Source organism: Reichenbachiella sp. 5M10 (genome assembly GCF_002742335.1).
GTDB lineage: Bacteria > Bacteroidota > Bacteroidia > Cytophagales > Cyclobacteriaceae > Reichenbachiella.
In genome coordinates this window covers 2,198,114-2,220,109 of the sequence record NZ_MDGR01000007.1, presented here as the reverse complement: position 1 = coordinate 2,220,109, position 21,996 = coordinate 2,198,114, and the positions used below count along the sequence as shown (strand labels likewise).

Annotated in this window: 22 protein-coding genes; 21 read left to right on the top strand and 1 reads right to left on the bottom strand. The window is 44.9% G+C overall.

Going from position 1 to position 21,996, the window contains the following annotated elements; all coding sequences use genetic code 11:
• Window positions 1–129 precede the first annotated feature (129 nt).
• From BFP72_RS19195 to BFP72_RS08895, 20 genes are all read left to right on the top strand, one after another.
• Window positions 130–342: a cold-shock protein gene (locus BFP72_RS19195; protein ID WP_099598819.1), complete on the top strand. Its 213-nt coding sequence runs from the start codon at window positions 130–132 to the stop codon at window positions 340–342.
• 51 nt (window positions 343–393) lie between these two features.
• Window positions 394–588 (top strand): cold-shock protein, encoded by a 195-nt coding sequence (locus BFP72_RS19190; RefSeq protein WP_099598818.1) that lies wholly within the window; start codon window positions 394–396, stop codon window positions 586–588.
• A 139-nt stretch (window positions 589–727) separates the two neighbouring features.
• Window positions 728–1,267 carry a hypothetical protein gene (locus BFP72_RS08980; RefSeq protein WP_143520005.1) on the top strand — a complete coding sequence of 180 codons (540 nt, stop codon included), beginning with the start codon at window positions 728–730 and terminating at the stop codon, window positions 1,265–1,267.
• Between the two features lie 247 nt (window positions 1,268–1,514).
• A complete protein-coding gene (locus BFP72_RS08975) occupies window positions 1,515–1,841 on the top strand; it encodes a hypothetical protein (protein ID WP_143520004.1) in 327 nt (108 codons plus the stop codon).
• Window positions 1,842–1,946: 105 nt separating this feature from the next.
• Window positions 1,947–2,168 (top strand): hypothetical protein, encoded by a 222-nt coding sequence (locus BFP72_RS08970; protein WP_073118402.1) that lies wholly within the window; start codon window positions 1,947–1,949, stop codon window positions 2,166–2,168.
• Window positions 2,168–2,590 carry a hypothetical protein gene (locus BFP72_RS08965; protein WP_143520003.1) on the top strand — a complete coding sequence of 141 codons (423 nt, stop codon included), beginning with the start codon at window positions 2,168–2,170 and terminating at the stop codon, window positions 2,588–2,590. The genes BFP72_RS08970 and BFP72_RS08965 overlap by 1 nt, the downstream gene beginning before the upstream one ends.
• Window positions 2,587–4,020, top strand: coding sequence for a sodium:solute symporter family protein (locus BFP72_RS08960; RefSeq protein ID WP_099598814.1), 1,434 nt, complete (start codon window positions 2,587–2,589; stop codon window positions 4,018–4,020). The genes BFP72_RS08965 and BFP72_RS08960 overlap by 4 nt, the downstream gene beginning before the upstream one ends.
• A 126-nt stretch (window positions 4,021–4,146) precedes the next feature.
• Window positions 4,147–5,235: an aspartate carbamoyltransferase gene (locus BFP72_RS08955; RefSeq protein WP_099598813.1), complete on the top strand. Its 1,089-nt coding sequence runs from the start codon at window positions 4,147–4,149 to the stop codon at window positions 5,233–5,235.
• A 1-nt stretch (window position 5,236) separates the two neighbouring features.
• The gene (gene asnB, locus BFP72_RS08950; protein WP_099598812.1) at window positions 5,237–7,219 is read left to right on the top strand and encodes an asparagine synthase (glutamine-hydrolyzing); all 1,983 of its coding nucleotides are present in this window, start codon (window positions 5,237–5,239) and stop codon (window positions 7,217–7,219) included.
• Between the two features lie 84 nt (window positions 7,220–7,303).
• Complete coding sequence (locus tag BFP72_RS08945; protein WP_221406497.1) at window positions 7,304–8,548, top strand: Zn-dependent hydrolase; 1,245 nt, start codon at window positions 7,304–7,306, stop codon at window positions 8,546–8,548.
• A gap of 118 nt (window positions 8,549–8,666) precedes the next feature.
• Window positions 8,667–9,443 (top strand): cysteine hydrolase family protein, encoded by a 777-nt coding sequence (locus tag BFP72_RS08940; protein WP_099598811.1) that lies wholly within the window; start codon window positions 8,667–8,669, stop codon window positions 9,441–9,443.
• Between the two features lie 10 nt (window positions 9,444–9,453).
• Complete coding sequence (corA, locus tag BFP72_RS08935) at window positions 9,454–10,563, top strand: magnesium/cobalt transporter CorA (protein WP_221406496.1); 1,110 nt, start codon at window positions 9,454–9,456, stop codon at window positions 10,561–10,563.
• Window positions 10,564–10,593: 30 nt separating this feature from the next.
• Window positions 10,594–11,409, top strand: coding sequence for a formate/nitrite transporter family protein (locus BFP72_RS08930; RefSeq protein WP_099598809.1), 816 nt, complete (start codon window positions 10,594–10,596; stop codon window positions 11,407–11,409).
• Window positions 11,410–11,431: 22 nt separating this feature from the next.
• Window positions 11,432–12,082 (top strand): DUF1801 domain-containing protein, encoded by a 651-nt coding sequence (locus BFP72_RS08925; protein WP_099598808.1) that lies wholly within the window; start codon window positions 11,432–11,434, stop codon window positions 12,080–12,082.
• A gap of 191 nt (window positions 12,083–12,273) precedes the next feature.
• On the top strand, window positions 12,274–12,720 hold the full coding sequence (locus BFP72_RS08920) for a cold-shock protein (RefSeq protein WP_099598807.1): 447 nt from the start codon (window positions 12,274–12,276) through the stop codon (window positions 12,718–12,720).
• A gap of 129 nt (window positions 12,721–12,849) precedes the next feature.
• The gene (locus BFP72_RS08915) at window positions 12,850–13,728 is read left to right on the top strand and encodes a cation diffusion facilitator family transporter (protein WP_099598806.1); all 879 of its coding nucleotides are present in this window, start codon (window positions 12,850–12,852) and stop codon (window positions 13,726–13,728) included.
• Between the two features lie 253 nt (window positions 13,729–13,981).
• Window positions 13,982–17,431, top strand: coding sequence for a pyruvate carboxylase (locus tag BFP72_RS08910; protein WP_099598805.1), 3,450 nt, complete (start codon window positions 13,982–13,984; stop codon window positions 17,429–17,431).
• Window positions 17,432–17,442: 11 nt separating this feature from the next.
• A complete protein-coding gene (locus BFP72_RS08905) occupies window positions 17,443–17,904 on the top strand; it encodes a hypothetical protein (RefSeq protein ID WP_099598804.1) in 462 nt (153 codons plus the stop codon).
• A 31-nt stretch (window positions 17,905–17,935) separates the two neighbouring features.
• Window positions 17,936–19,045 (top strand): MBL fold metallo-hydrolase, encoded by a 1,110-nt coding sequence (locus tag BFP72_RS08900; protein ID WP_099600735.1) that lies wholly within the window; start codon window positions 17,936–17,938, stop codon window positions 19,043–19,045.
• A gap of 11 nt (window positions 19,046–19,056) precedes the next feature.
• The gene (locus tag BFP72_RS08895; RefSeq protein WP_099598803.1) at window positions 19,057–19,947 is read left to right on the top strand and encodes a hypothetical protein; all 891 of its coding nucleotides are present in this window, start codon (window positions 19,057–19,059) and stop codon (window positions 19,945–19,947) included.
• On the opposite strand, the gene BFP72_RS08890 is transcribed toward BFP72_RS08895, so the two are convergent.
• Entirely contained in the window at window positions 19,929–21,098 is a 1,170-nt protein-coding gene (locus tag BFP72_RS08890) for a hypothetical protein (RefSeq protein WP_099598802.1), read from the bottom strand. The two genes, BFP72_RS08895 and BFP72_RS08890, sit on opposite strands and share 19 nt — an antisense overlap.
• Window positions 21,099–21,180: 82 nt before the next feature.
• Between BFP72_RS08890 and BFP72_RS08885 the strand changes: the two genes are divergently transcribed.
• Entirely contained in the window at window positions 21,181–21,996 is an 816-nt protein-coding gene (locus BFP72_RS08885; protein WP_099598801.1) for a 2,3,4,5-tetrahydropyridine-2,6-dicarboxylate N-succinyltransferase, read from the top strand.

Sequence of the window (21,996 nt, the reverse complement as noted above, 5' to 3'; positions counted from 1 at the left end):
ATTAATAAGAATACTTCTTTCAGAGACTTCTCGAATACACTTCCAGACATTTCTTAGCAGTACCAAGTTTGTTTCTCATACAGATGAAAAGTCATTTGTAGGGTAATTGAATTCATCAAAATGTAATCTATGAGTAGGTCTCAAAACAGCTTTATCAAGTTCCAAAAAGAGAAGAAGAAACGAATGAAAAAGAAGGATAAGGAGGAACGAAAGCTAGAGAGACGGGAAAGTAGCAAAGGAGGTGATTTGTCAGAAATGATCGCCTATGTTGATGAATTTGGGAATATTACCTCCACTGCTCCCGAACCTATGGTTCAGAAAAGCGTAGAGGGTAGGGCATGAGGAGTGAGAGCTCTCGTGTCAATTGAATTTGTAATAATATAAATAATAATAATGCAACAAGGAGTAATTAAATTTTTCAATGATTCCAAAGGATTTGGATTCATTAAACCAGATGACGGTGGTGATGATATTTTTGTTCACACTTCAGGTCTAGTTGACGAAGTAAGAGAAAATGACAAGGTCGAATTCGACGTTGAAAGAGGTAGAAAAGGAATGAATGCCGTAAACGTAAAAGTGATCGGTTAATCATAGATGACATTTTGTATTACATGAAAGCGGACTTTTAGTCCGCTTTTTTTATGTCCAAATTTTGAGAATACTCGATTTTGCTTGGCTAGGATTGCTGTATTTATGCTTATCTTGAGAGAAATTAACGAGTAAAGCGATGCGTAGTATAAGTCTTTTATTTGTGTTGTTGATGACGTTTGCGTGTGACGGAGTGGAACAGTACAGGAAACCGATTGAGGACCTGAGTACCGACTGGCAGGATTTGGTTCTGGAAACGACGGAATTGTCTGAGGGGGTAGCTGAGGAGATCAAGAGCTGGCAAGGAATGTATCATAGCATGTACGCCAATGAATCCAATATCGAAGACGAACAGCCGCAAGAAGTACTTGATGAAATGAACGAGCTCAAGAAAGCGTGCTTGGGACATGGTGATGTTTATGTTGAGATACAGGAGGTTTTGGATGGTCGTTTCAAAACAATAGAAACCAAGGGGATAGATATCCAGGAGTTGATGTTGGGCTTAGAGACAGGTAAGCTTCCGGAGGATGTCGGGGGGCGTATCGATAGCTTATCACAGTACTTGGACGAAGCTCGTGCTTCAGTAGCTGACTGGAAGGACCTCATGAAAACTACCAAGGCAGCATGCTCTGCTACTTGTCAAGAGTACGTTTACTTGACTACTTCTTTGGATAAATAGAGAGGTCAAAACTTCATATGCGTCCATACGCTTGTATTTGGTCTTGTTTGATATAAGCTGCCTGAATGTGTGTTCAGGTTTTTTTATGGACTTGGCTAGAAGTGTTGGTGCCCTACCATCTAGATGAGGGATGTTTTGCCCTCTTCTAAACCTAAGGGGATGTATGTCTAGAAATGCTTGCGTTTGACTTTCTCCTAGATAGTCTGTATATAATTATGTTCTGTAGGACATATATTCTAACTTCGTATTGTCATTAAATATCTTAGAAGATGAGTTGATCATAGGGTTGCTGTTGGTTCAGAGCCTATGGGGACACCACATATTTATCGAAGGTTTTAAAGTACATATCTCCGTCATCGACAGTGTCGAGCTACATGAATGCACCAGATCATATCTGGTCATGAACCGACTGGGGCTGCCAGTGTGTGAGTCATTTGACGGATACCTTTCATCTAATTTTCAATTTCTTTTTAACAAAAACTTGCTGAGGATAGTGGGTTCACTTTTTCTGTTTCAGAAAAAGGAGGATTTGCTATGCCCATTCTATGCTGTAGAAAAGGAATTGGTGTTTTAATTCAATCGCTAAGATGTCTGACCCTATCGTGCGTAGAATCGTTTCCTGCGCAGGATATGCCAGTAGAGAATGGAAGCGAAATACATGGACTAAAACAGGAGAGAGATGGGAAAGAAGAACTTTAATGCATTTGTCAAAAGACAGAAAGCGGAGAAAAAAAGAAAGAAGAAGGAAGAGAAAAGGCTGAAACTAGAGGAAAGAGAAAATGGAGGGGGTACGCTCAACGAAATGATTGCCTATGTAGATGAGTTTGGCAACATAGTGGATGAACCTCCTGAGGAAACACCCGAAGTAAAAAAAGAAGAGGACAAAGAAATTGAAAAATAATGGTCTCAAAATTATCCCTTGCCCTAGGAATCTATTGTTGGGCGATGAGTGTGGTCCAAGCGCAAGAAGTAGAGTTCGTAGGAGAATCCCTACAGGTAGCACCGAGTGGGTACATACAACTCGATTGGTCAGGTGAGGCAGAGTTCTTTTGGCTGGAACAGGCCGAAGACTCTCTGTTTGAGGAAACCAAAGTCATCTACCGTGGACCTGACAAGGCGAGTTTTGTTTCTGGTCTCTTGGACGGGCAGTATTACTACCGAGTCAAAGCCAATGAGGGCGAGTGGTCGAATGTGTTGCAAGTACAAGTGCAACATCAGTCGCTAAATCTAGCGTTGACTTTGTCAGGCTTGGGCTTGCTTGTATTTAGCCTGACGTCAGTTGTTATCATCAAAGGTTCACGCTCAACACCCTCTACGTCATGAATCATCAATCTTTTATTATTTCGCCTGAGACGGGATGGATACTACTGGCCGTACTCAGTGCACTGTGGATATTTTTAGGTGTCTACTGGGGCAAGAAGGCCAAAAACATGGATGGGTTCATGCTCGCTGGACGCAATGTGGGGTTGGCTTTTGGTGCTGCCACGGCCATGGCGACATGGGTCACATCCAATACCACGATGCTCGCGCCACAGTTTGCGCTGCAGCTTGGGATATGGGGTATGATTGCCTATTCCACTGCTTCCTTTGGGTTATTTCTTTTTGCGCCTTTAGCGAATCGAATCAAAGCACTGATGCCGACGGGCTACACGAGTGGGGATTTTATCCGTCTACGATATGGCAAGTTTACCTGGTATGTCTTTCTAGTTATCAGTATCTTTTATGGTTTTACATGGCTGGTGAGTATGGGCATGGCGGGAGGGATCCTGATGAATGCCATCGCAGGTATTCCGTACGAACTGGGAATGACAGTGATCCTTGGTGTATGCGTTGTTTATACCTTGTTTGGTGGTTTGTATGCTGTGATCGGGACGGATTTTATTCAATCTCTGATTATTTTGATTGGTATAGTGGTCGTGGGTGTTGGTGTATTGACACAGGTTGATTTTGGTCACATATATACCAATGTATTGGATGAAAAGCCCATGCTATTGAATGCACTCATGCCTGCAGCGATCATGTCCGTATTTAACAACCTGCTTTTTGGGCTGGGGGAAGTGTTTCACAGCAACGTGTGGTGGAGTCGAGCCTTTGCTATGCGCGAAAAAATTGGAAAAAAGGCTTATTTGTTATCGGGTCTGTTTTGGTTTCCTGTGCCGATTGCGGCAGGATTTATCGCTTTGACGAGTGGTTCGCTGGGTGTCAATATCACTAGTCCGGATATGGTGGGGCCGTTGGTGGCGTCTCATGTGCTGGGGCAAGCAGGTGCGGTGATTGTATTTGCTGTATTCTTTTGTTCGCTCGCATCCAGTATTGACAGTTTATTGGCGGCTACCTCTGATCTTATTACCGAAGATATTTACCGCAAGATGATTAATCCGAAAGCTGGTGAAAAGCTGCTGAGAAAAGTTTCGGCAGGAATCATTATTGGCTTGGGGGTTCTGGCATGGGCGTTTTGTATGCCACGCATTGGTACGCTTGCTACGGTGTTGTTTTTTGCAGGGCCTATGGTGGGGAGTACGATTTGGCCCATCGTGACAGGTCTATTTTGGCGCAAAGCCAGCGCCAAAGGAGCGATGCTCGGAATGATACTGGGTAGTAGTAGCGGCCTAGTGGCTTATTTTCAATTGGGCTGGTACACCGCCTCATTGATTGGAGCAGCTGTGTCTATGGTGACGGTATTGGTCTGTACCTATTTGTTTCCAGACGATTTCGAATGGAACACACTCAACGAATCTAAATCTCAAGAATAAAGCCTATACCATGAACTTTTCTGAACTATTTTTAAGTGTATTGATTGGGACTTCTTTGCTAGGAATCACCGTGACAGTGATAGCCTTAGTATGGCTATTGATTAGAGACATTAAAACCAAACAACTATGGTAAGTGATAAGTTTGATCCAGGAAAAAATGCACTGGACAAAAACCCCTTAGCGTCGGACGGTCTCAATCCCGATCCCGAAAAATTACTCCAAGAAGACCCGATCAATATAGAGGTATTGAAGCGGCTCACTGGACAGAGTATCCTATCTGTAGATCAGTTTGACAAAGAACTGGTCTTGGAAATCTGCAAGTTTGCTGCACTACTTGAGAGCACGGAAATTGCAAAATCTCACCCCCTTGATGGGAAAATTATCGTGACAGCCTTTTTCGAAGCAAGTACACGGACGAGGCTGTCTTTTGAGAGTGCAGTATTGAGATTGGATGGCAAGATCATCAGTATCTCGGATGGCAAGAGTACAGGTCAGGCCAAGGGCGAGTCATTGCTCGATATCGGAGAGATGTTCAATGCATATGGGGATTGTGTGGTCATGCGACATACCGAGACCTCAGCGATCGAAGAGATTTTGCCTAACCTACGTGTCCCACTCATCAATGCTGGCAATGGTTCGGGAGAGCATCCCACACAGTCGCTGGCCGATTGGTTTGCGATCCTCAAGTGGAAACCTCAACTCAAGGGAGTTCTGAAACCGGAAGAGAAAATCCACCTGGGGATTCTAGGTACGCCAGGGAGTATGCGTGCAGTCAATAGCTTTTTGCGCATGTCGCTCCTTTTCAAAGACGATATCAAGCAGATCTCTATCATCTCAGAGATGGCTGATCCTCTCGGCGAAGAACTGAATGTCAAAGCAGAAGCCTCGGGGATCAAAATTCACATTACCAATGATATCAACGAAGTAGTCGAGGATCTCGATGTGATCTATATGAATTCTATTGCCTTTTTGGGGGATAGCTACAAGTCACTGGATAGTCGATTCAAACTAGACGAAAACACGAAATTGAAAGAAGATGCGGTGGTACTTCATCCTTTGGCACGGCTCGATGAGTTGGACCCGATATTGGACGATACCCATCACAACCTATACTTTACTCAGGCACACGGAGCGGTCTTTATCAGGCAGGCCTTGTTTATCTCCGTACTCAATCGATTTAATAAACTCCCAAAAGACAAAATACCTACAGCGTAATATGTGTGGAATAACAGGATATTGGAAAGCCGGTGCTTTAGAATCATCTGCCCAGCAGAATTTAGAAAAAATGACCCAAATGCTCTATCACAGAGGTCCAGATGGCTATGGCTATCACCTTGATGAGCCAAAGGGCTTGGCAATGGGGCACGCACGCTTGTCCATCATTGATTTGGAGACAGGACGACAGCCTTTGTTTGCCAACGAAAACAAGCACGTCTTGACCGTCAATGGGGAGTTCTACGACTACAAACGTATTCGTACCAACTTGAGACTCGAAGGTTTTGACTTCACGACCAAGAGTGACAGTGAGATAGCTTTGCCGCTGTACAAGAAATATGGATTAGATTTTGTAAGTCACTTGCGCGGTGAGTTTGCCATTGCGATGTACGATGAGGACGAAGAGCGCCTTGTCTTGGTGCGTGATCGTTTTGGGGTCAAGCCACTTTTCTATCACATTCAAAACAACAATGTGTTTTGGGGTTCGGAGATCAAATCACTGATGGTGCACCCAGAGGTGCCACGTGCCTTTGACAGTGAAGCAGTATTGCATCAATTGATGCAGACCATGGTGCCGGGTACTACGGCTTACAAAGATATCCAGGCGCTGCGTCCGGGGCATATGCTGATCATTGAGCGCAAAGGAGGTAACTTAGAAGTCAAAGATCACAAATACTGGGATATGGACTTCCCAGAAGAACAAGATCGTGACATGGGTAAGTCAGCGGAGTACCACATCCAGCGTGTACAAGAAGAGCTCGTCGAGGCAGTAGAGCATAGGTTGGAGGCAGATGTGCCCGTGGGGTGTTATTTGTCCGGAGGGATAGACAGTTGTTCGATGCTCGGTTTGGCGTCATCGATGCAGCAGTCTCCTGTGCAGGCATTTACGATTAGTTTTGACAACAAAGACTATGACGAAGCACACATCGCCAAAGAAATGGCAGATCGTGTCGGAGCAGATCAGGAACAGATCAATCTCTCAGCGGCTGATCTATACGGGGAGAATTACCTCAAGACGGCGTACCACTCCGAACGTACGTTCTACAATACCCTAGGAGTGGCCAAATGGCAGATGAGTAAAAAGGTCAACGAGTGTGGCTACCGTGTGGTCGTGACGGGCGAGGGGTCTGATGAATTGTTTGGTGGATACCCACAGCTCAAGCGGGACATGCTCAAGTATGGCTATCAAAACATCGAAGGGTCAGGGCATACGCAGGACGAGGTAGATAGCTACCGCGAACTGATGGAGAAAACCAATTCGCTGTTCAAAGGGGCGATACTCTCCGAGGAGCATGTTTCACACCCTGTGATGGAAGAGATTTGTGGATTTACACCTTCATGGATTCAGCCATGGATGAATACCTTGGAGATTGCACGTCCGCTCTTGCACAATGATTTGATTGAGGAGCTCAAGGATTATGATCCGGTAGCGACCATTGCACAGAGTTTTGATACCAATCAGCTCAACAACCGTCATGTGCTGGACAAGGCACAATACACTTGGAGCAAAACCATGCTCGAATGTCAGATTCTAAACTGGGGAGGTGACAGGGTAGATATGGCCAATTCTATGGAGTCACGTCCGGCGTTTTTAGATCATCATGTGGCTGAGATGGCGCGTGAGATACCACCACACTATCGCATCAAGGGAAATACAGAGAAGTGGGTACTGCGTGAAGCCATGAAGGATATTTTGCCGACAGTGTTGTATGAGCGAGAAAAATTTGCCTTCATGTCACCACCTGCGCATACCGAAGAAAAGAAAAAGAATGCGCTCAATGAGTTGATCGAGGAATACTTGAATGAAGATGCTTTGCGTCATGCAGGGATCTTTGATACAGGGCGTCTCAAACGGTTCATTACCGAGTATCAAAACGACAAAGACCCTGTTTCGCTTGTGCGGAAGGACGCTTTGGTCAATCATATCCTCGGACTTCAAATTTTGCAAAACCAGTTCATCGATGGGAAGATGTTGAATTTGTAAACGAGCAAAGATTTTATTTTTTGTGTATAAGAGAACTCCTTCCATTCATTTGGGAGGGGTTTCTTGATTTAAAGACATAGACTTATGGTATTGACAATCAATTTTGAGCGGTTCAAGGCAAATTTCAACGAGCTAGCAGCCATCGGAAAGAAGGAAGATGGAGGGATCTATCGCATGGCTTTCAATGCCGACGAACTTTTGGCGAGGGATTGGTTGGAGGCGAAGCTAGAGGCGTATGGCATCCCTACACGTCGAGATGCAGCACTCAATATCATTGGGCGCTACGAAAATGAAGCAAATCAAGATAAACCCGCAGTGGTCATCGGTTCGCACATCGATACTGTACCGAATGCAGGTGCATTGGATGGAGCACTAGGGGTACTGGTAGGGCTGGAGTGTTTGCTGTGTATCAAAGAACAGAGTATCCAAACAGCCTATCCATTAGAAGTGATTGCATTTAGTGACGAAGAGGGGAGGTTTGGCGGTATGTTCGGTTCGCGAGCTTTTGCAGGGCAACTCAACCCTAGGATCATAGAAGAGTCTCAGGATCTGGATGGTATTATGCTATCGGATGTGCTCCAGCAATTGGGAGTCGATCCGTACCAGGCCTTGTCTGCTTCTCGTCCCAAAAAGGAGATCAAAAACTATCTTGAACTCCATATCGAGCAAGGACCCGTGCTTGATGCAGAGAATGTCTCCGTAGGAATCGTCTCAGACATCACGGGGCTGTTCAAGTGGCAGGTACGTCTGCTTGGTGCAGCCAATCATGCAGGGACTACCCCGATGGAGATGCGCAAAGATGCCTTTATGGGTTTGGCGGATTTTGCACATGAGATACCGCGGATTATCGATGAAAATGGTGGGGAAGCGTCCCGGATTACTATAGGGAACGTAGCGCTTTATCCAGGTTCGGCCAATACGGTGCCTGGGGAAGTGGATTTTAGTATCGATGCACGTGACGTGAGCCTAGAGGTGATGAACGAGCTCAAAGACGCTTGTCGCAAAGCGCTTTCGGCGATTGCGAGACGGCGGCAGTTGAGTTTTGATTTTACAGAAGCCAGCATGATCTATCCTGTAGCATGTGACAATCAGATGCAGTCGTCTCTCGAAGAGGCAGCACAGCAGCTAGAGATGTCTTACAAAGTGATGCCGAGTGGAGCAGCTCATGATGCGCAGATGGTCGCCAAGATTGCACCCATCGCCATGATTTTCGTGCCGAGCAAAAATGGCATCAGCCACTCGCCACACGAATGGACCGATTGGCATCATCTCGAAAGTGGTGCGAATCTAGCGCTCAATGCATTGGTGAAAATTGCTGGACTCTGCTAGGTTTTGCTTGCTAGGAGTTGTTTTGCCTTGTGATCAGATTTAGTGCTTCCAACCTTGGACTTTCAACTGTATACTTTCTATTTTCATTTTTTTTACTTTCAAATTTTAATTTTCCTCCATGACAGACATACACAGAGACCTACGACCTGAAGATTCCTTAGACCCACTCAAGGAGTACTATCATGAGATCGTTGATGATAGCTCGGTTGAGAGACAGGAGCACTTGGAGCATTTAGAAGTCGCTTTGCTCATTATTGATATTCAGTATCTGGATGCAGCACGTGGCTATGGGGTGTTCAAGGATGTGGCGACTTCAGGAATACCTGTAGAGCAACAGGAGTATTATTTTGATACGCTCAATGGTCATGTGCTCCCCAATGTACGGCGGTTACTCGAGACGTTTAGAAACAAAAAGATAGAAGTGATTCATACTCGTATACAGGCCATGACCCAAGACGGGAGAGATCGTAGCAATGGGCACAAAAGGCTGGGGCTTCTCGCTGCTCCTGGTTCCAAGGAAGCTGAATTTTTGCCTGAAGTAGCTCCGCAAGGTGACGAGATCGTGGTGAATAAAACAGCTAGTGGAGTCTTCTCATCTACCAACCTTAATTATATTCTACAAAATCTACGTGTCAACGAACTCATTGTGGCAGGAGTGTATACCAATGAGTGTGTGGAGACAACCATTCGGGATGCTTGTGATCTTGGATATCTCGTCACGATGGTAGAGGACGCCTGTACGACTGTGACGCCAGAGCTCCAACAAGGCACGATCAATAGCTTGAAAAACCGCTATGCATCTGTACTCACTACGGACGATATCATAGAAAGATTTGCAGGGGCAAAACAGCATGTGGTCAATCCTGATGAGTTATCTTTGAACAGAGGGATATAATTCTAAGTGTATGAAATCAATGTTTAAGCCATTTAGTTTGAGAGAATTGGGGCTGTGGAAAACGGACAAACCAGCAAGCCAAGCTGTGCTCAAAAAAGGAGCAGCGCCTGGTTCTTTGATCTTCGTCGGTCAAAAGAAGATGGACAAGCCGTTGATTCAGGTGATTCGGTTCGATGAAAAAGTGTGTGAAGAATATGATTTTGAGAAAGTAGAAGAGATTTTTGAGAAGATTGATGCCAAGGGTAAGAGTTGGGTCAATATTGATGGGGTACATGACGAGAAGTTGATTGAAATGATCGGTTCGCGGATGAATATGGACTTACTCCTTCTTGAGGATATATTGGATACATCTCAGCGTCCTAAATGTGAGGATTACAACGGTAATTTGTATGTCGTGCTACGTATGATTCACTACGATGAGGCAAAGGATGTCACAGTGTCGGAGCAGTTCAGTATGGTGCTCGGTGAAAACTACTTGTTTACGTTTCAAGAAGTGCCTGGAGATGTACTCAACCCCGTTCGAGAGCGCATGCGCAAGCCCAAAGCTAGAATTCGAAACCGTACGATGGATTATTTGGCGTATGCTTTGTTAGATGCGATCGTCGACAACTATATTTTTGCCATTGAACAGTTCGGAGAAAAAATCGATCAGATAGACGAAGAGGTACTGATCAACCCCGATAAATCGGTTTTAGAGAAAATCAATTTCTACAAAAGGGAGATCAATTATTTACGTAAAGCAATCCGTCCAGTGCGTGAAGCGGTGATTCAATTTGAAAAGTCTGATTTTATTGACAAGCGCAACAAACATTTCCTGAAGGATTTGTTGGACCATGTCACGATCGCAACAGAATCGATTGAGACATATCGAGAATTGCTCTCAGATCAGCTCAATATCTATCATACCAGTATGTCCAACAAACTGAATGAGATCATGCGGTTGTTGACAATTTATACCTTGATTTTCAGTCCTTTGACATTGATAGTGGGGATATATGGTATGAACTTTAAGTTTATGCCAGAATTGGACTATCAGTACTCTTATCCTATCATTTGGGGAGTGATGGTGCTGATCACTGGTTCTATGTTTGTATATTTCAAGAAGCGCGAGTGGCTCTAAAGCCGAAATGTAAATTTATTTTCTACGTCTATGAAATTATTTGGTAAGCAAGCAGAACCCGAGAGTGGTCATGACAAACCCAAGGAAGTCAAGCAAATCTTGGAGGAACAGATAGATGCTAGTCTCAAGGAATTCAATCGGTCTACTACAGGATTGTTTATGTCGGCGTTTACGGCGGGTTTGGAGATTGGGTTCAGTATTCTGCTGATGGGTACTATTTTTACTATGTTTGGTAGCGAGATGGACCCTACGACGCTCAAATTGGTACTGGCCATGTGTTATCCACTGGGCTTTATTTTTGTGATTATCGGACGCTCAGAGTTGTTTACCGAACATACGGCTCTTGCGATATTGCCTGTTCTCGATGGATCGGTAAGCCTCAAGAATTTCTTTACACTTTGGGGGTTGGTCTATTCAGGTAATTTGTTGGGTGGTTTTTTGTTTGGATTGTTGATTTCCAAAATCGGTCCTGCTGTAGGGTTTATTCACCAGAATGCATTCTATCACTTGGCTCATGAGCTCATAGAATACCGGTGGGACGTGATCTTGCTCAGTGCTTTGTTGGCAGGATGGATGATGGGTTTGTTGGGGTGGCTGGTGACTTCTGCACAAGAAACTATCAGTAGAATCCTCTTGATCGCTATGGTCACTACGATCATTGGTGTGGCTGGTTTGCACCATTGCATTGTTGGTTCGATTGAGGTATTTACAGGCATGATTACCAGTTCGGAGATCACATACCTGGACTACCTCCATTTCCAGTTTTGGGCGACAGTCGGAAACGCCATAGGAGGGTGTGTTTTTGTAGCCATTTTGAAATTTAGTCATGTGCGACTAAAGAAATAATTATAAAGGCAGACGATAAATCATGAATCCTAAAGTTGATGAGTTCTTTGATAACCTCACGAAGTGGGAAGAGGAGATGGAGTTGCTGAGAGTGCTTGTGTTGGAGTGTGGACTGACTGAAGAACTTAAATGGCGTGTCCCATGCTATACTTTTCAACAAGCCAATGTTGTACTGATACATGGTTTTAAGGAGTACTGTGCGTTGAATTTCTTCAAAGGAGCTTTGATCCAAGACACGGATAAGCTGCTCACCCAACAGACCGAAAATGTGCAGTCGGGGCGTCAAATTCGTTTTGTCAGCAAGCAGGAGATTGTCGAAAAGGAGGCGATTCTGAAGACCTATATTTACCAAGCCATCGAAGTGGAGAGAGCGGGACTCAAGGTGGATATGAAGAAAACAGAAGATTTTGATACGCCAGAGGAGTTTCGAAAGGCAATGGAAGGTGATCAGAACTTGAAGAGTGCTTTTGAGGCTTTGACTCCAGGAAGGCAGCGGGCTTACAAACTCTATTTTGCAGGAGCCAAACAATCGAAGACCCGAGAAACGAGAATCGCCAAATATACTCCACGCATCCTTAAAGGAATAGGGTTGAATGATTGTGTATGTGGCTTGTCAAAAAAAATGCCGAGTTGTGATGGCTCACACAAGTCGCTTGCCGTGGATCCGAGATAATTTCCCCGTAGAGTTGTGGCAGTTTAGGAGAGATGGATGTCGATTCGTCGCTCTGAACGCATTTCGAAAAGTTTTCTCGGTGTAGGATACCATACCGAAACCGCGTTTTTGCTATCTTGCGACCGAATTCTCATAAAGCTACATAGTTTCGTCCATCGAAACGTGACGTGGGTACACATTAAACATCTAAAATGGCGAAATCGCAACAAACATTCAATAAGAAAGAAAAAGAAAAGAAACGCTTAAAAAAGCGCCAAGACAAACAGCAAAAGAAAGAAGAGCGCAAAGAAAATGCGAAGAGCTCTGATCTCGAAGATATGATCATGTATGTCGACGAGGATGGGAATTTCACAGATACGCCACCAGACCCGACGAAAAAGAAGAAAGTAAATGCGAAGAGCATCGAAATCAGCACTCCCAAAAAGGATGACGCAGACGTTGATCCGGTACATGTAGGGCGAGTAGATTTCTTTGATCATTCCAAGGGTTTTGGGTTCATTATTGAGCAAGATACACACGACAAATACTTCGTACACGTCAATGGGACAACAGAGGAAATCAAAGAGCATGACAAGGTGAGCTTCGAGTTGGAGCAAGGCTTGAAAGGTTTGAATGCAGTGCGTGTAAAGAAAGTATAACAATCCACAGGACTACTGGTGATGCAAGGTCTCTGGACAATCGCGTATCACCAGCTAGCCAGAGGGCTTCTTCTAGATAGATATTGTGAGGCATTGTTTATGTCACGTGATAGGTAATCATTTCAAAAAATGAACAACGAAGAGTCGGCCATTAAGACAACCTATTTTAGTATAGTTGGAAACCTTAGTTTGGCTTTGATCAAAGGTGCTGCGGGGTTCTTTGGCAACTCCTATGCGCTGATAGCTGATGCGATCGAGTCGTCAGCGGATGTGTTTTCGTCCCTATTAGTATGGCTAGGACTCAACTACGCCAAACGCCCTGCAGACAAAAATCACCCCTATGGGCATGGGAAAATAGAACCTGTTGTCACACTGTTGGTAGTGGGTTTTTTGGTGAGCTCAGCCCTGTATATTGCCTATGAAAGTATCATTCATATTCAAACACCTCACAAAATCCCACACCCCTGGACTCTGATAGTTCTGGCAGTAATCATTCTTTGGAAGGAAGTTTCGTTTCGAATTGTCATTCGAAAAAGTAAGCAAACCAATAGCAGTTCGCTCCGTGCTGATGCATGGCACCACCGCAGTGACGCCATTACCTCGGTGACTGCATTCATTGGGATTTCTATAGCCTTGATTTTTGGCAAGGGCTATGAGACAGCGGATGATTGGGCTGCTTTGCTGGCTTCTGTTTTTATTTTATACAATAGCTTTTTGATCTTTCGCCCAGCCATAGGAGAACTTATGGACGAACACCGCTACGATGATTTGATAGAGGAGATTCGAGAGGTGTCGATCTCAGTAGAAGGGATATTGGGTACAGAAAAGTGTCTCATACGGAAAGCGGGGATGAAACATCACGTTGATTTGCACGCTTGGGTCGATGGTAGTATCTCTGTCAAAGAAGGCCATGATTTGGCTCATCGGCTTCAAGATGAGTTGCATGTGCAAATTCCACACCTTGGATTGATTTCCATCCACATAGAGCCCAATGAGCCTATAGCCTGATAAGTCACGTTTGGGTATGATATCCATTTCTGAAAAAGAAGAGGATGTTTTCATGTGATAATGTACATGCGGTCCAATTCTTTCAAAATTAAATGCTTATCGGGCTTTCAAAATATCGAAAAGTGCAAGATTGAATTAAGAACAATTTGTAGCTTTAGAAAAACTTGACTTTAGCCTGTGCATTGGGTTAAAGTCAGTTTAATTTTACTTTGTTGTAAGACGAATTTTATCATTTAAACCTGTCATATCCTATATGGATCATCTCAAGAATCTAAGACCTATCAAGAAGCTCCTAGTTGCCAATCGAGGAGAAATTGCCATCAGAATATTGCGTGCTGCCAACGAACTCGAGATTCGGACCGTGGCGATGTACACGTACGAAGACCGCTATTCGCTCCACCGATACAAAGCAGATGAAGCGTATCAGATCGGTGCGGATGATGATCCTCTCAAGCCGTATTTGGATATCGATGAGATCATCGCAGTAGCCAAGGCCAATGACGTAGACGCTATCCACCCAGGGTATGGTTTCTTGTCAGAGAATGTGACATTTGTTCGTAAGATTCAAGAAGCGGGGATAATTTTCGTCGGGCCAGATCCAGAAGTGATGGAACGGCTGGGAGACAAAGTAGCTGCGAAGAAAATCGCCATTGCTGCTGAGGTACCTGTGATCGAAGATAGCCAGGAGGATATTACGTCAGTGGAGATCGCGATGAAGGAAGCCAAACGTATTGGTTTTCCAGTGATGGTCAAAGCGGCTGCTGGTGGTGGTGGACGTGGTATGCGTGTAGTACGCGAAGAGTCTAAACTTGCCCAGTCTTTCAGCGAAGCACGGAAAGAAGCTTTGATGGGGTTTGGAGACGATACGATATTCATCGAAAAATTCATTGACAACCCCAAGCATATCGAAGTGCAAATCATGGGGGATAGGCATGGCAATTTGATTCACCTCTTTGAGAGAGACTGCTCGGTACAGCGTCGCTTTCAGAAGGTGGTAGAGGTCGCTCCTTGTATTTCGATCAAACAAGAAACCAAAGACAAACTCTATAAATACGCGCTCAATATCACAAAATCTGTGGAGTACAGCAATGTGGGTACGGTAGAGTTTTTGGTGGATCAAGAAGAAAATATCTACTTCATCGAAGTAAATCCACGAGTGCAAGTGGAGCACACAATCACTGAAGAAGTGACGGGTGTTGATATTGTCCGTTCGCAGATATTGATCGCGATGGGACACAAACTTTCCGACAAGGAGATTTTCATCAAGTCACAAGAGGATGTAGAATGTCATGGCTATGCAATCCAGTGCCGTATCACGACAGAGGACCCTGCTAACAACTTTAGTCCAGACTATGGACGCGTGATCGCTTACCGTAGTGCCAGTGGATTTGGGATTCGTCTCGATGCGGGCAACTGCTACTCGGGCGTGAATATCTCACCCTTCTTTGATTCGATGCTGGTGAAGGTGAGTTCATGGGGTAGAACGCTCGAAGGAGCGTCTCAGCGTCTCAGTAGAGCGCTCAAAGAATTTAGAATCCGTGGAGTCAAGACCAATATTGGTTTTGTCAACAAGGTGATCACGCACCCTGAGTTCTACAAAGGGAAAGCAACGGTCAAGTTCATCGAGGAACATCCAGAACTATTTGATATGCCGCGTCGCAAGGATAGCGGTACCAAACTGCTCCGCTACCTCGGCAACATCTCTGTCAATGGCAACCCAGATGTGAAGCGTGTAGATGAGCAAAAAGTCTTTAGAGCACCTATCATTCCTGAGTTTGACAAAGCAGGTGCGTATCCTGAGGGTACTAAAGATAAACTCACTGCATTGGGCAGGGAGGGATTTGTGGATTGGTTGAAGAACGATACGAAAATACACTATACCGACACGACTTTTAGAGACGCGCACCAGTCGCTATTGGCGACTCGTATGCGTACGCAAGATATGCTCAAAGTCGCAGAGGGCTTTGCGAAAAATCACCCGAACATCTTCTCGATGGAAGTGTGGGGTGGAGCGACTTTCGATGTGTGTATGCGTTTCTTGAACGAAAATCCATGGGAGCGATTGAAATTGCTACGAGCGGCTATGCCTAACGTACTGCTCCAGATGCTGTTTAGAGGATCGAATGGTGTGGGATACAAAGCCTATCCAGACAACCTCGTAGAGAAGTTCATCGAGAAGTCCTGGGAGAATGGTATGGATGTATTCAGGATTTTTGATTCACTCAACTGGATAGAGGCCATGAAGGTCAGTATCAAGGCTGTGACGGAAAGAACAGGCGCGCTGGCTGAAGGGTGTATCTGCTATACAGGTGATGTATTTGAGAACAACTCGAAATACAACTTGGACTACTACCTCACACTCGCTCGTCAGCTCGAAGATGAGGGGGTACACATGTTGGCTATCAAGGACATGGCAGGTCTACTCAAGCCTAAGAGTGCAGAGCTGCTAATCACCGAATTGAAGAAGGCGGTGGATCTACCGATTCACTTGCATACACATGATACATCATCCATACAGTCAACGACCTATCACTCAGCAGTCAATGCAGGAGTGGATGTGGTAGACTTGGCGTTGGGCTCTATGTCAGGGTTGACTTCTCAGCCCAACTTCAACTCCTTCTTACACGTGATGGAAGGGCATGAGAGAGCGCATCAGTTTGATGTAAAATCACTCAACGACTATTCTAATTATTGGGAGGATGTACGTGAGTATTACTACCCGTTCGAGTCTGGATTGAAAGCTGGAAATGCTGAAGTCTACGACCATGAGATCCCAGGAGGACAGTACAGCAACTTGCGTCCACAGGCCGAATCGTTGGGCTTGGGAGACAAGTTCCAAGAAGTGAAAAAGAACTACGCCATCGTCAACAAGATGTTTGGAGACCTTGTCAAAGTAACCCCATCTTCTAAGGTGGTCGGTGACATGGCGATTTATATGACCTCTAACAATCTAACTCCAGAGGATGTGATGACCAACAAGTCATTGTCATTCCCAGAGTCGGTAGTGAGTTTGTTCAAAGGAGAGCTTGGTCAGCCGGCAGGTGGCTTCCCGATGGAGCTGTCAAAGGTGATACTAAAAGGGGAGAAGCCCTTTACCGAGCGTCCCAATGCACATCTCGAGCCAATCGATTTTGATGTAGAGATGAAGGCGTTTCAGGAGGAGTTCGACGAGTACTGTGACGAACTAGACTTCTTGTCATTCAAACTCTACCCCAAAGTATTCAAAGATTTCTACAACAGATGGAAGATGTTTGGCGAGGTGATGAAGTTGCCTACTAGAGCTTTCTTCTTTGGATTGAAAGAAAACGAAGAGATTTTGGTAGAGCTGGAAAAAGGAAAGTCTATCATCATCAAGTTCTTATACCAGTCCAAACCAGATGAGTCTGGTCAGTGTGATGTGTATTTTGAGCTCAATGGCCAGACACGAATGATTCGCGTATTGGATCAAAACCAGACTGCAGCTAAGCCCATCAATAAAAAGGCAGAAGGAGACTTAGAAATAGGTGCTCCGATACCTGGCAAGTTGGTTGAAATCAAAGTGAAGGCAGGAGATCGAGTGAAAGACAATGACCCACTTTTTGTGATTGAGGCGATGAAGATGGAGACCACGATTACTGCAACTGAGACTGGCGTGGTGAAAAAAGTGTACCTCAGTGCAGGTGACTTGGTGGAGTCCAATGATATTGTAATTGAATTTGAATAAGTAAAGAATTGATGAAAGTACAAGTATATATGCTAGGCCTACTGGTCTTGTCGATGGTCTCATGTGCGACCAAAAAAACAGATCCTATTAGTCTTGAGTTCAATGAACTCAAGACAGAAGTGATGGATATTCATGATGTGGCCATGGCTGAAATGGGAACTATCATTCAACTCAAAAGTGAATTGGTAGCACAAGCAGATAGTGTCGAGGTGGACAGTGCACGTGTGCAGCTCATCCAAGAGTTGACAGATGCACATGATGGCATGATGATTTGGATGAGAGACTTGTCCAACGATTTTAGTGGCGAGGAGTTACTCAACGGATTGCCTGAGTCCTTGGATGGTGAAGAGGCCAAAGCACAAGCTAATCGTTCGCTGGAAAAGATGAAAGCGCAAAAAGTGTCCGCTCAAGCCATGAATGCTAAGATTCAAGAAAGTATCTCAGCTGCAAAGGAGGCATTGGGGAAACAATAATCTAGTGAACGGATTCAAAAAGGTATTCTTCATGGTATTGATAAGTATTGGTTTATTCATTGCCTTGGTGGTAGTAGGGGGTGGGTTGTTTATTCGCTTCAGTCCGGAGTTTGGAGGCAAACAATCACCTGCTGATCTGGAAGCATATGATCGGCTTGATCATCACGAAAATGGAGGCTTTGTCAACTTGATTCCTACGGAGATGGATATGAGTGTTGCCAATATCATGAGTATACTCAAGGATCAGTTTTTTGGCAAGGCAGAGCGTGCACCGCACACGAAAATCATCCCTGAGCATTTGGATTCACTGGAGGTGGTGCGGAACCAGAAAACCAGAGTGACATGGTTTGGTCATTCAGCAATCTTGCTGGAGATGGATGGAGCCAAAATACTTATTGATCCAATGCTAGGTGATGTACCTGCACCACATCCGATGTTGGGCAAGTCTAGATTTACAGAAGGGCTGCCTTTGGCGATAGAAAAAATACCACACCTGGATGCGGTGATTATTTCACATGATCATTATGATCATTTGGACTATGGCTCGATCCAAAAACTCAAGGAAAAGGTAGGTAGGTTTTATGTTCCTCTGGGAGTAGACGCCCATTTCGAACGCTGGGGTGTAAACCCAGACCGAATCGAGGTGCTCAACTGGTGGGATGAAACGAGTCTGGGGAGTATTGGTTTGGTGCTTACTCCCTCGAGACACTTTTCGGGCAGGGGTCTGGGAGATCGCAATGCTACGCTGTGGGGGTCGTGGGTTTTTAGAGGAAAGCACGAGACGATGTATTTCAGTGGAGACAGTGGGTATGGACCCCATTTCAAAGCAATCGGAGAGAAATATGGCCCTTTTGACTTTGCAATGATGGAGTGTGGACAGTATGATCCGCGCTGGAGTGCCATACATATGTCTCCAGAAGAAACCGCGCAAGCTGGAGTAGATGTCCAAGCCAAGGTGATCATGCCGATCCATTGGGGTGCGTTTGTGTTGGCTTTTCACGATTGGAGAGATCCGGTTTGGCGGGTGAGTCAAAGAGCCAAGGAGTTGTCTCTGTCTTTGATTACTCCACAAATTGGTCAGCCCATCACCATGGATTCCCTCGATGTGCTGTACCCCAAATGGTGGGAGTCTTATCCTTAAACTATCGATTGATGAAGAATTTGCTTGGATTGTTGTTGGTATTTGTTTCATTGATAGTTTTTGAGGGAAAGGCTCAAGGTACTCAAGAAGAGCTGTCTGAGACCATCTCATGGCTTGAACGGAAAATAAATATCACATACTACAATGCTCAGACCCAAGAGTGGTGGAGCAATCGTTTTTTTTACAATGCGGAAACGGGTATGGTGAACATCAAGAACACGTCTTCGGATGTCCCTACATTGGTCAATCGCAAATCACACTACGATCGAAAAGTACTACTGGCTGACCTAGATGCGAACAGTATCCTTGTGGAGGATATCAATGAAGACCAAGGGCGTATTGTCTATGGTCAGGTAGTTCGTGTCTATGTCATCGGTCGACAAAAGAAAATACAGCGGACCAAAAATGGGATGGCTTCTTTCAATGAATTCTTTTTGCAGATTCCCGTCCCTCATACGTTTGATAGCACGAGACAAACGGCTGACTCAATTCGTACCAAACTGGCATTGGCTATCGAATTGTCTTCTAAGATCAAACCGACTGGAGATGAGGAGCAAAATGCGCGAAAAATACTGGCCATGCTTCATGGTTCATTCAAAGGGACAGATGATACACGGATTCATTTCAATCAAATCTACGAGCATGCCTTTGAGATAGAACACAAAGATGGAGAGGCTTACTTAAGGGAGGGACTCATAGGTTTTGACGAGATCAACAACAATTTTTACCTATGGACCATCAGTCGTGGCAAGCGAGAGCGGCTTATTTTGACCATTCAGTCGGATCAAAATATCGCTTTGACTTCTAGTGACGAGCCCTTTGGGATCACCATACAAGGGGTCAATCATTTCACTTTGCTAGAGAGTGGTGTCACGACGGATTTTTATCGATCAGAAGAGTAGGCGCCAGTGTGGCGGGCGTTTTGTTTGGTGCTCTTATTGTTTATTTCCTTCTCGAATAGTTTCATCAGTTTTAATTCTTCTGTATGCCAAAGGGCCTTTTGTGCGCCTTGATTCGGTGGAGTACTTGTAACGGCGGTGTGTAGAAATGCACGTATTGCGTTTGGGTCAGGAGAGTTGAAATCGACACCAAGCCCCAGTCCATTGTCATGGATAAACGCTTCCCAATGACAGCCTGACTCGTAAAGGATGGGCAGTTTTCTTGCACAGTATTCATAGACTTTGGTAGGCATGCAACGAGCATTACTTGGGTTGATAGAATAGCTGATGATCCCTACATCTGCTTGTGCGATTGCATGTTCGATCTCGTAGTAAGGCAGGGGAGTTTTAGAGATGTTGAGTTGTAACCATGGTGCTTCGTGTTGCTGGAGCTCTTTGTAGAGCGCCTCTTCCGAGCAATGTCCTACAATATGGAGTTCTATAGATTCAGAGTCAGCGATGGATTGAGCAATGCGTAGAGCTTGTAGGATGCCAGTGTTGGCTGTGACCGTACCGCTAAAGAGCAGACGAATAGGAGCGTCTGACTTACGGGGCCTCTTGTGAACTACAGCTGAAGGAAGTGTTTTGTTTTCTAGAATCGTGTATCTGTCGCGGAGGTAGGAGAGTTCTTGTTTGTAGCATTTCTCGGCAAGGAGATAATGATCAAAAAAAGGAGCTAGCAATCGCTCTTTGCTACGTACCAATACAGCCAAGGCGTGACGAATGATTGGAGGATAGACTTGCTGATGCCAGAGGTTGTAGAAGTAGTTTTCTTGGATGTCGTACCAGATTTTGCTCCCAAAGCAAAGTTTGATGAGAACAGTCGTGAGCAACAATTCAGGAGAGTTGACGATGATGAGTTTGGGTTTTAATCGACAGAGTTGCCACAGTACACGAATAGGAACCAATAATCTGCCGAAGCTGAGTCTACCAAAATAAGGGTGCGGGTGGAAACGATATGGCGCTTCAGTTTCGTGGGAGGTTTGGCTGGGGTAACCTATGAGGTGAATTTCGCCTGGGTACTTCACTCCAATAGAACGGGCGATCTTTTGATAGGATCGTATGTCATCTACAGGTTTGAGTAGGGAAATGATTGCGATTTTTTCCTTCGGCATGAATTCAAATGTATGTAATATTGCGGTGCTTTTACGCAGGAATGATACTAAGTCAATTTTTTAATTTAATACCAAAGATAAGATGGAAGACATCAAGAAACTAGTAGAGGATACTTGGGAAGACCGATCAAAATTGAGCCAGCCAGAGGTGGTGCAGGCGATTGAATATGTAATCGAAGAATTGGACAAAGGTAGATTGAGAACTGCTGAACCTACTGCGGAAGGATGGAAAGTGAATGACTGGGTGAAGAAAGCGGTGATACTGTATTTCCCATTGAGAAAAATGGAGAAAATAGAAGTTGGGTGCTTTGAGTTTCATGACAAGATGGCTTTGAAGAAGGACTATGACAAATTGGGTGTACGAGTAGTGCCTCACGCTGTAGCGAGATACGGAGCATACATCTCACCAGGTACAGTACTGATGCCTTCGTATGTCAACATCGGAGCGTACGTGGACGAGGGGACCATGGTGGATACTTGGGCAACTGTGGGTAGCTGTGCGCAGATTGGTAAAAACGTACACCTCAGTGGTGGAGTGGGTATCGGAGGAGTACTCGAACCTGTACAAGCAGCTCCTGTGATCATCGAGGACAATGCCTTCATCGGTTCGAGATGTATCGTAGTAGAAGGAGTAAGAGTAGGCAAAGAAGCAGTACTTGGATCAGGGGTTAACTTGACCATGAGCTCGAAGGTAATCGATGTGACTGGAGATGAGCCTGTCGAGTACAAGGGCTATGTGCCAGAGCGATCAGTCGTCATCCCTGGGTCGTACGCCAAAAAATTCCCTGCAGGCGAATACAACGTTCCATGCGCTATCATCATTGGTAAGAGAAAAGAAAGTACTGACAAGAAAACATCTCTCAACAACGCGCTGAGAGAAAACAACGTGGCAGTCTAA

Coding starts and splice junctions, on each gene's coding strand:
- BFP72_RS19195 (WP_099598819.1), top strand. CDS start 130: ATGAGTAGGTCTCAAAACAGCTTTATCAAGTTCCAAAAAGAGAAGAAG.
- BFP72_RS08970 (WP_073118402.1), top strand. CDS start 1,947: ATGGGAAAGAAGAACTTTAATGCATTTGTCAAAAGACAGAAAGCGGAG.
- BFP72_RS08890 (WP_099598802.1), bottom strand. CDS start 21,098: ATGCCGAAGGAAAAAATCGCAATCATTTCCCTACTCAAACCTGTAGAT.
- BFP72_RS08905 (WP_099598804.1), top strand. CDS start 17,443: ATGAAAGTACAAGTATATATGCTAGGCCTACTGGTCTTGTCGATGGTC.
- BFP72_RS08920 (WP_099598807.1), top strand. CDS start 12,274: ATGGCGAAATCGCAACAAACATTCAATAAGAAAGAAAAAGAAAAGAAA.
- BFP72_RS08965 (WP_143520003.1), top strand. CDS start 2,168: ATGGTCTCAAAATTATCCCTTGCCCTAGGAATCTATTGTTGGGCGATG.
- BFP72_RS08925 (WP_099598808.1), top strand. CDS start 11,432: ATGAATCCTAAAGTTGATGAGTTCTTTGATAACCTCACGAAGTGGGAA.
- BFP72_RS08885 (WP_099598801.1), top strand. CDS start 21,181: ATGGAAGACATCAAGAAACTAGTAGAGGATACTTGGGAAGACCGATCA.
- BFP72_RS08900 (WP_099600735.1), top strand. CDS start 17,936: ATGGTATTGATAAGTATTGGTTTATTCATTGCCTTGGTGGTAGTAGGG.
- BFP72_RS08895 (WP_099598803.1), top strand. CDS start 19,057: ATGAAGAATTTGCTTGGATTGTTGTTGGTATTTGTTTCATTGATAGTT.
- BFP72_RS19190 (WP_099598818.1), top strand. CDS start 394: ATGCAACAAGGAGTAATTAAATTTTTCAATGATTCCAAAGGATTTGGA.
- BFP72_RS08980 (WP_143520005.1), top strand. CDS start 728: ATGCGTAGTATAAGTCTTTTATTTGTGTTGTTGATGACGTTTGCGTGT.
- asnB (WP_099598812.1), top strand. CDS start 5,237: ATGTGTGGAATAACAGGATATTGGAAAGCCGGTGCTTTAGAATCATCT.
- BFP72_RS08955 (WP_099598813.1), top strand. CDS start 4,147: ATGGTAAGTGATAAGTTTGATCCAGGAAAAAATGCACTGGACAAAAAC.
- BFP72_RS08910 (WP_099598805.1), top strand. CDS start 13,982: ATGGATCATCTCAAGAATCTAAGACCTATCAAGAAGCTCCTAGTTGCC.
- BFP72_RS08940 (WP_099598811.1), top strand. CDS start 8,667: ATGACAGACATACACAGAGACCTACGACCTGAAGATTCCTTAGACCCA.
- BFP72_RS08945 (WP_221406497.1), top strand. CDS start 7,304: ATGGTATTGACAATCAATTTTGAGCGGTTCAAGGCAAATTTCAACGAG.
- BFP72_RS08930 (WP_099598809.1), top strand. CDS start 10,594: ATGAAATTATTTGGTAAGCAAGCAGAACCCGAGAGTGGTCATGACAAA.
- BFP72_RS08960 (WP_099598814.1), top strand. CDS start 2,587: ATGAATCATCAATCTTTTATTATTTCGCCTGAGACGGGATGGATACTA.
- BFP72_RS08915 (WP_099598806.1), top strand. CDS start 12,850: ATGAACAACGAAGAGTCGGCCATTAAGACAACCTATTTTAGTATAGTT.
- corA (WP_221406496.1), top strand. CDS start 9,454: ATGAAATCAATGTTTAAGCCATTTAGTTTGAGAGAATTGGGGCTGTGG.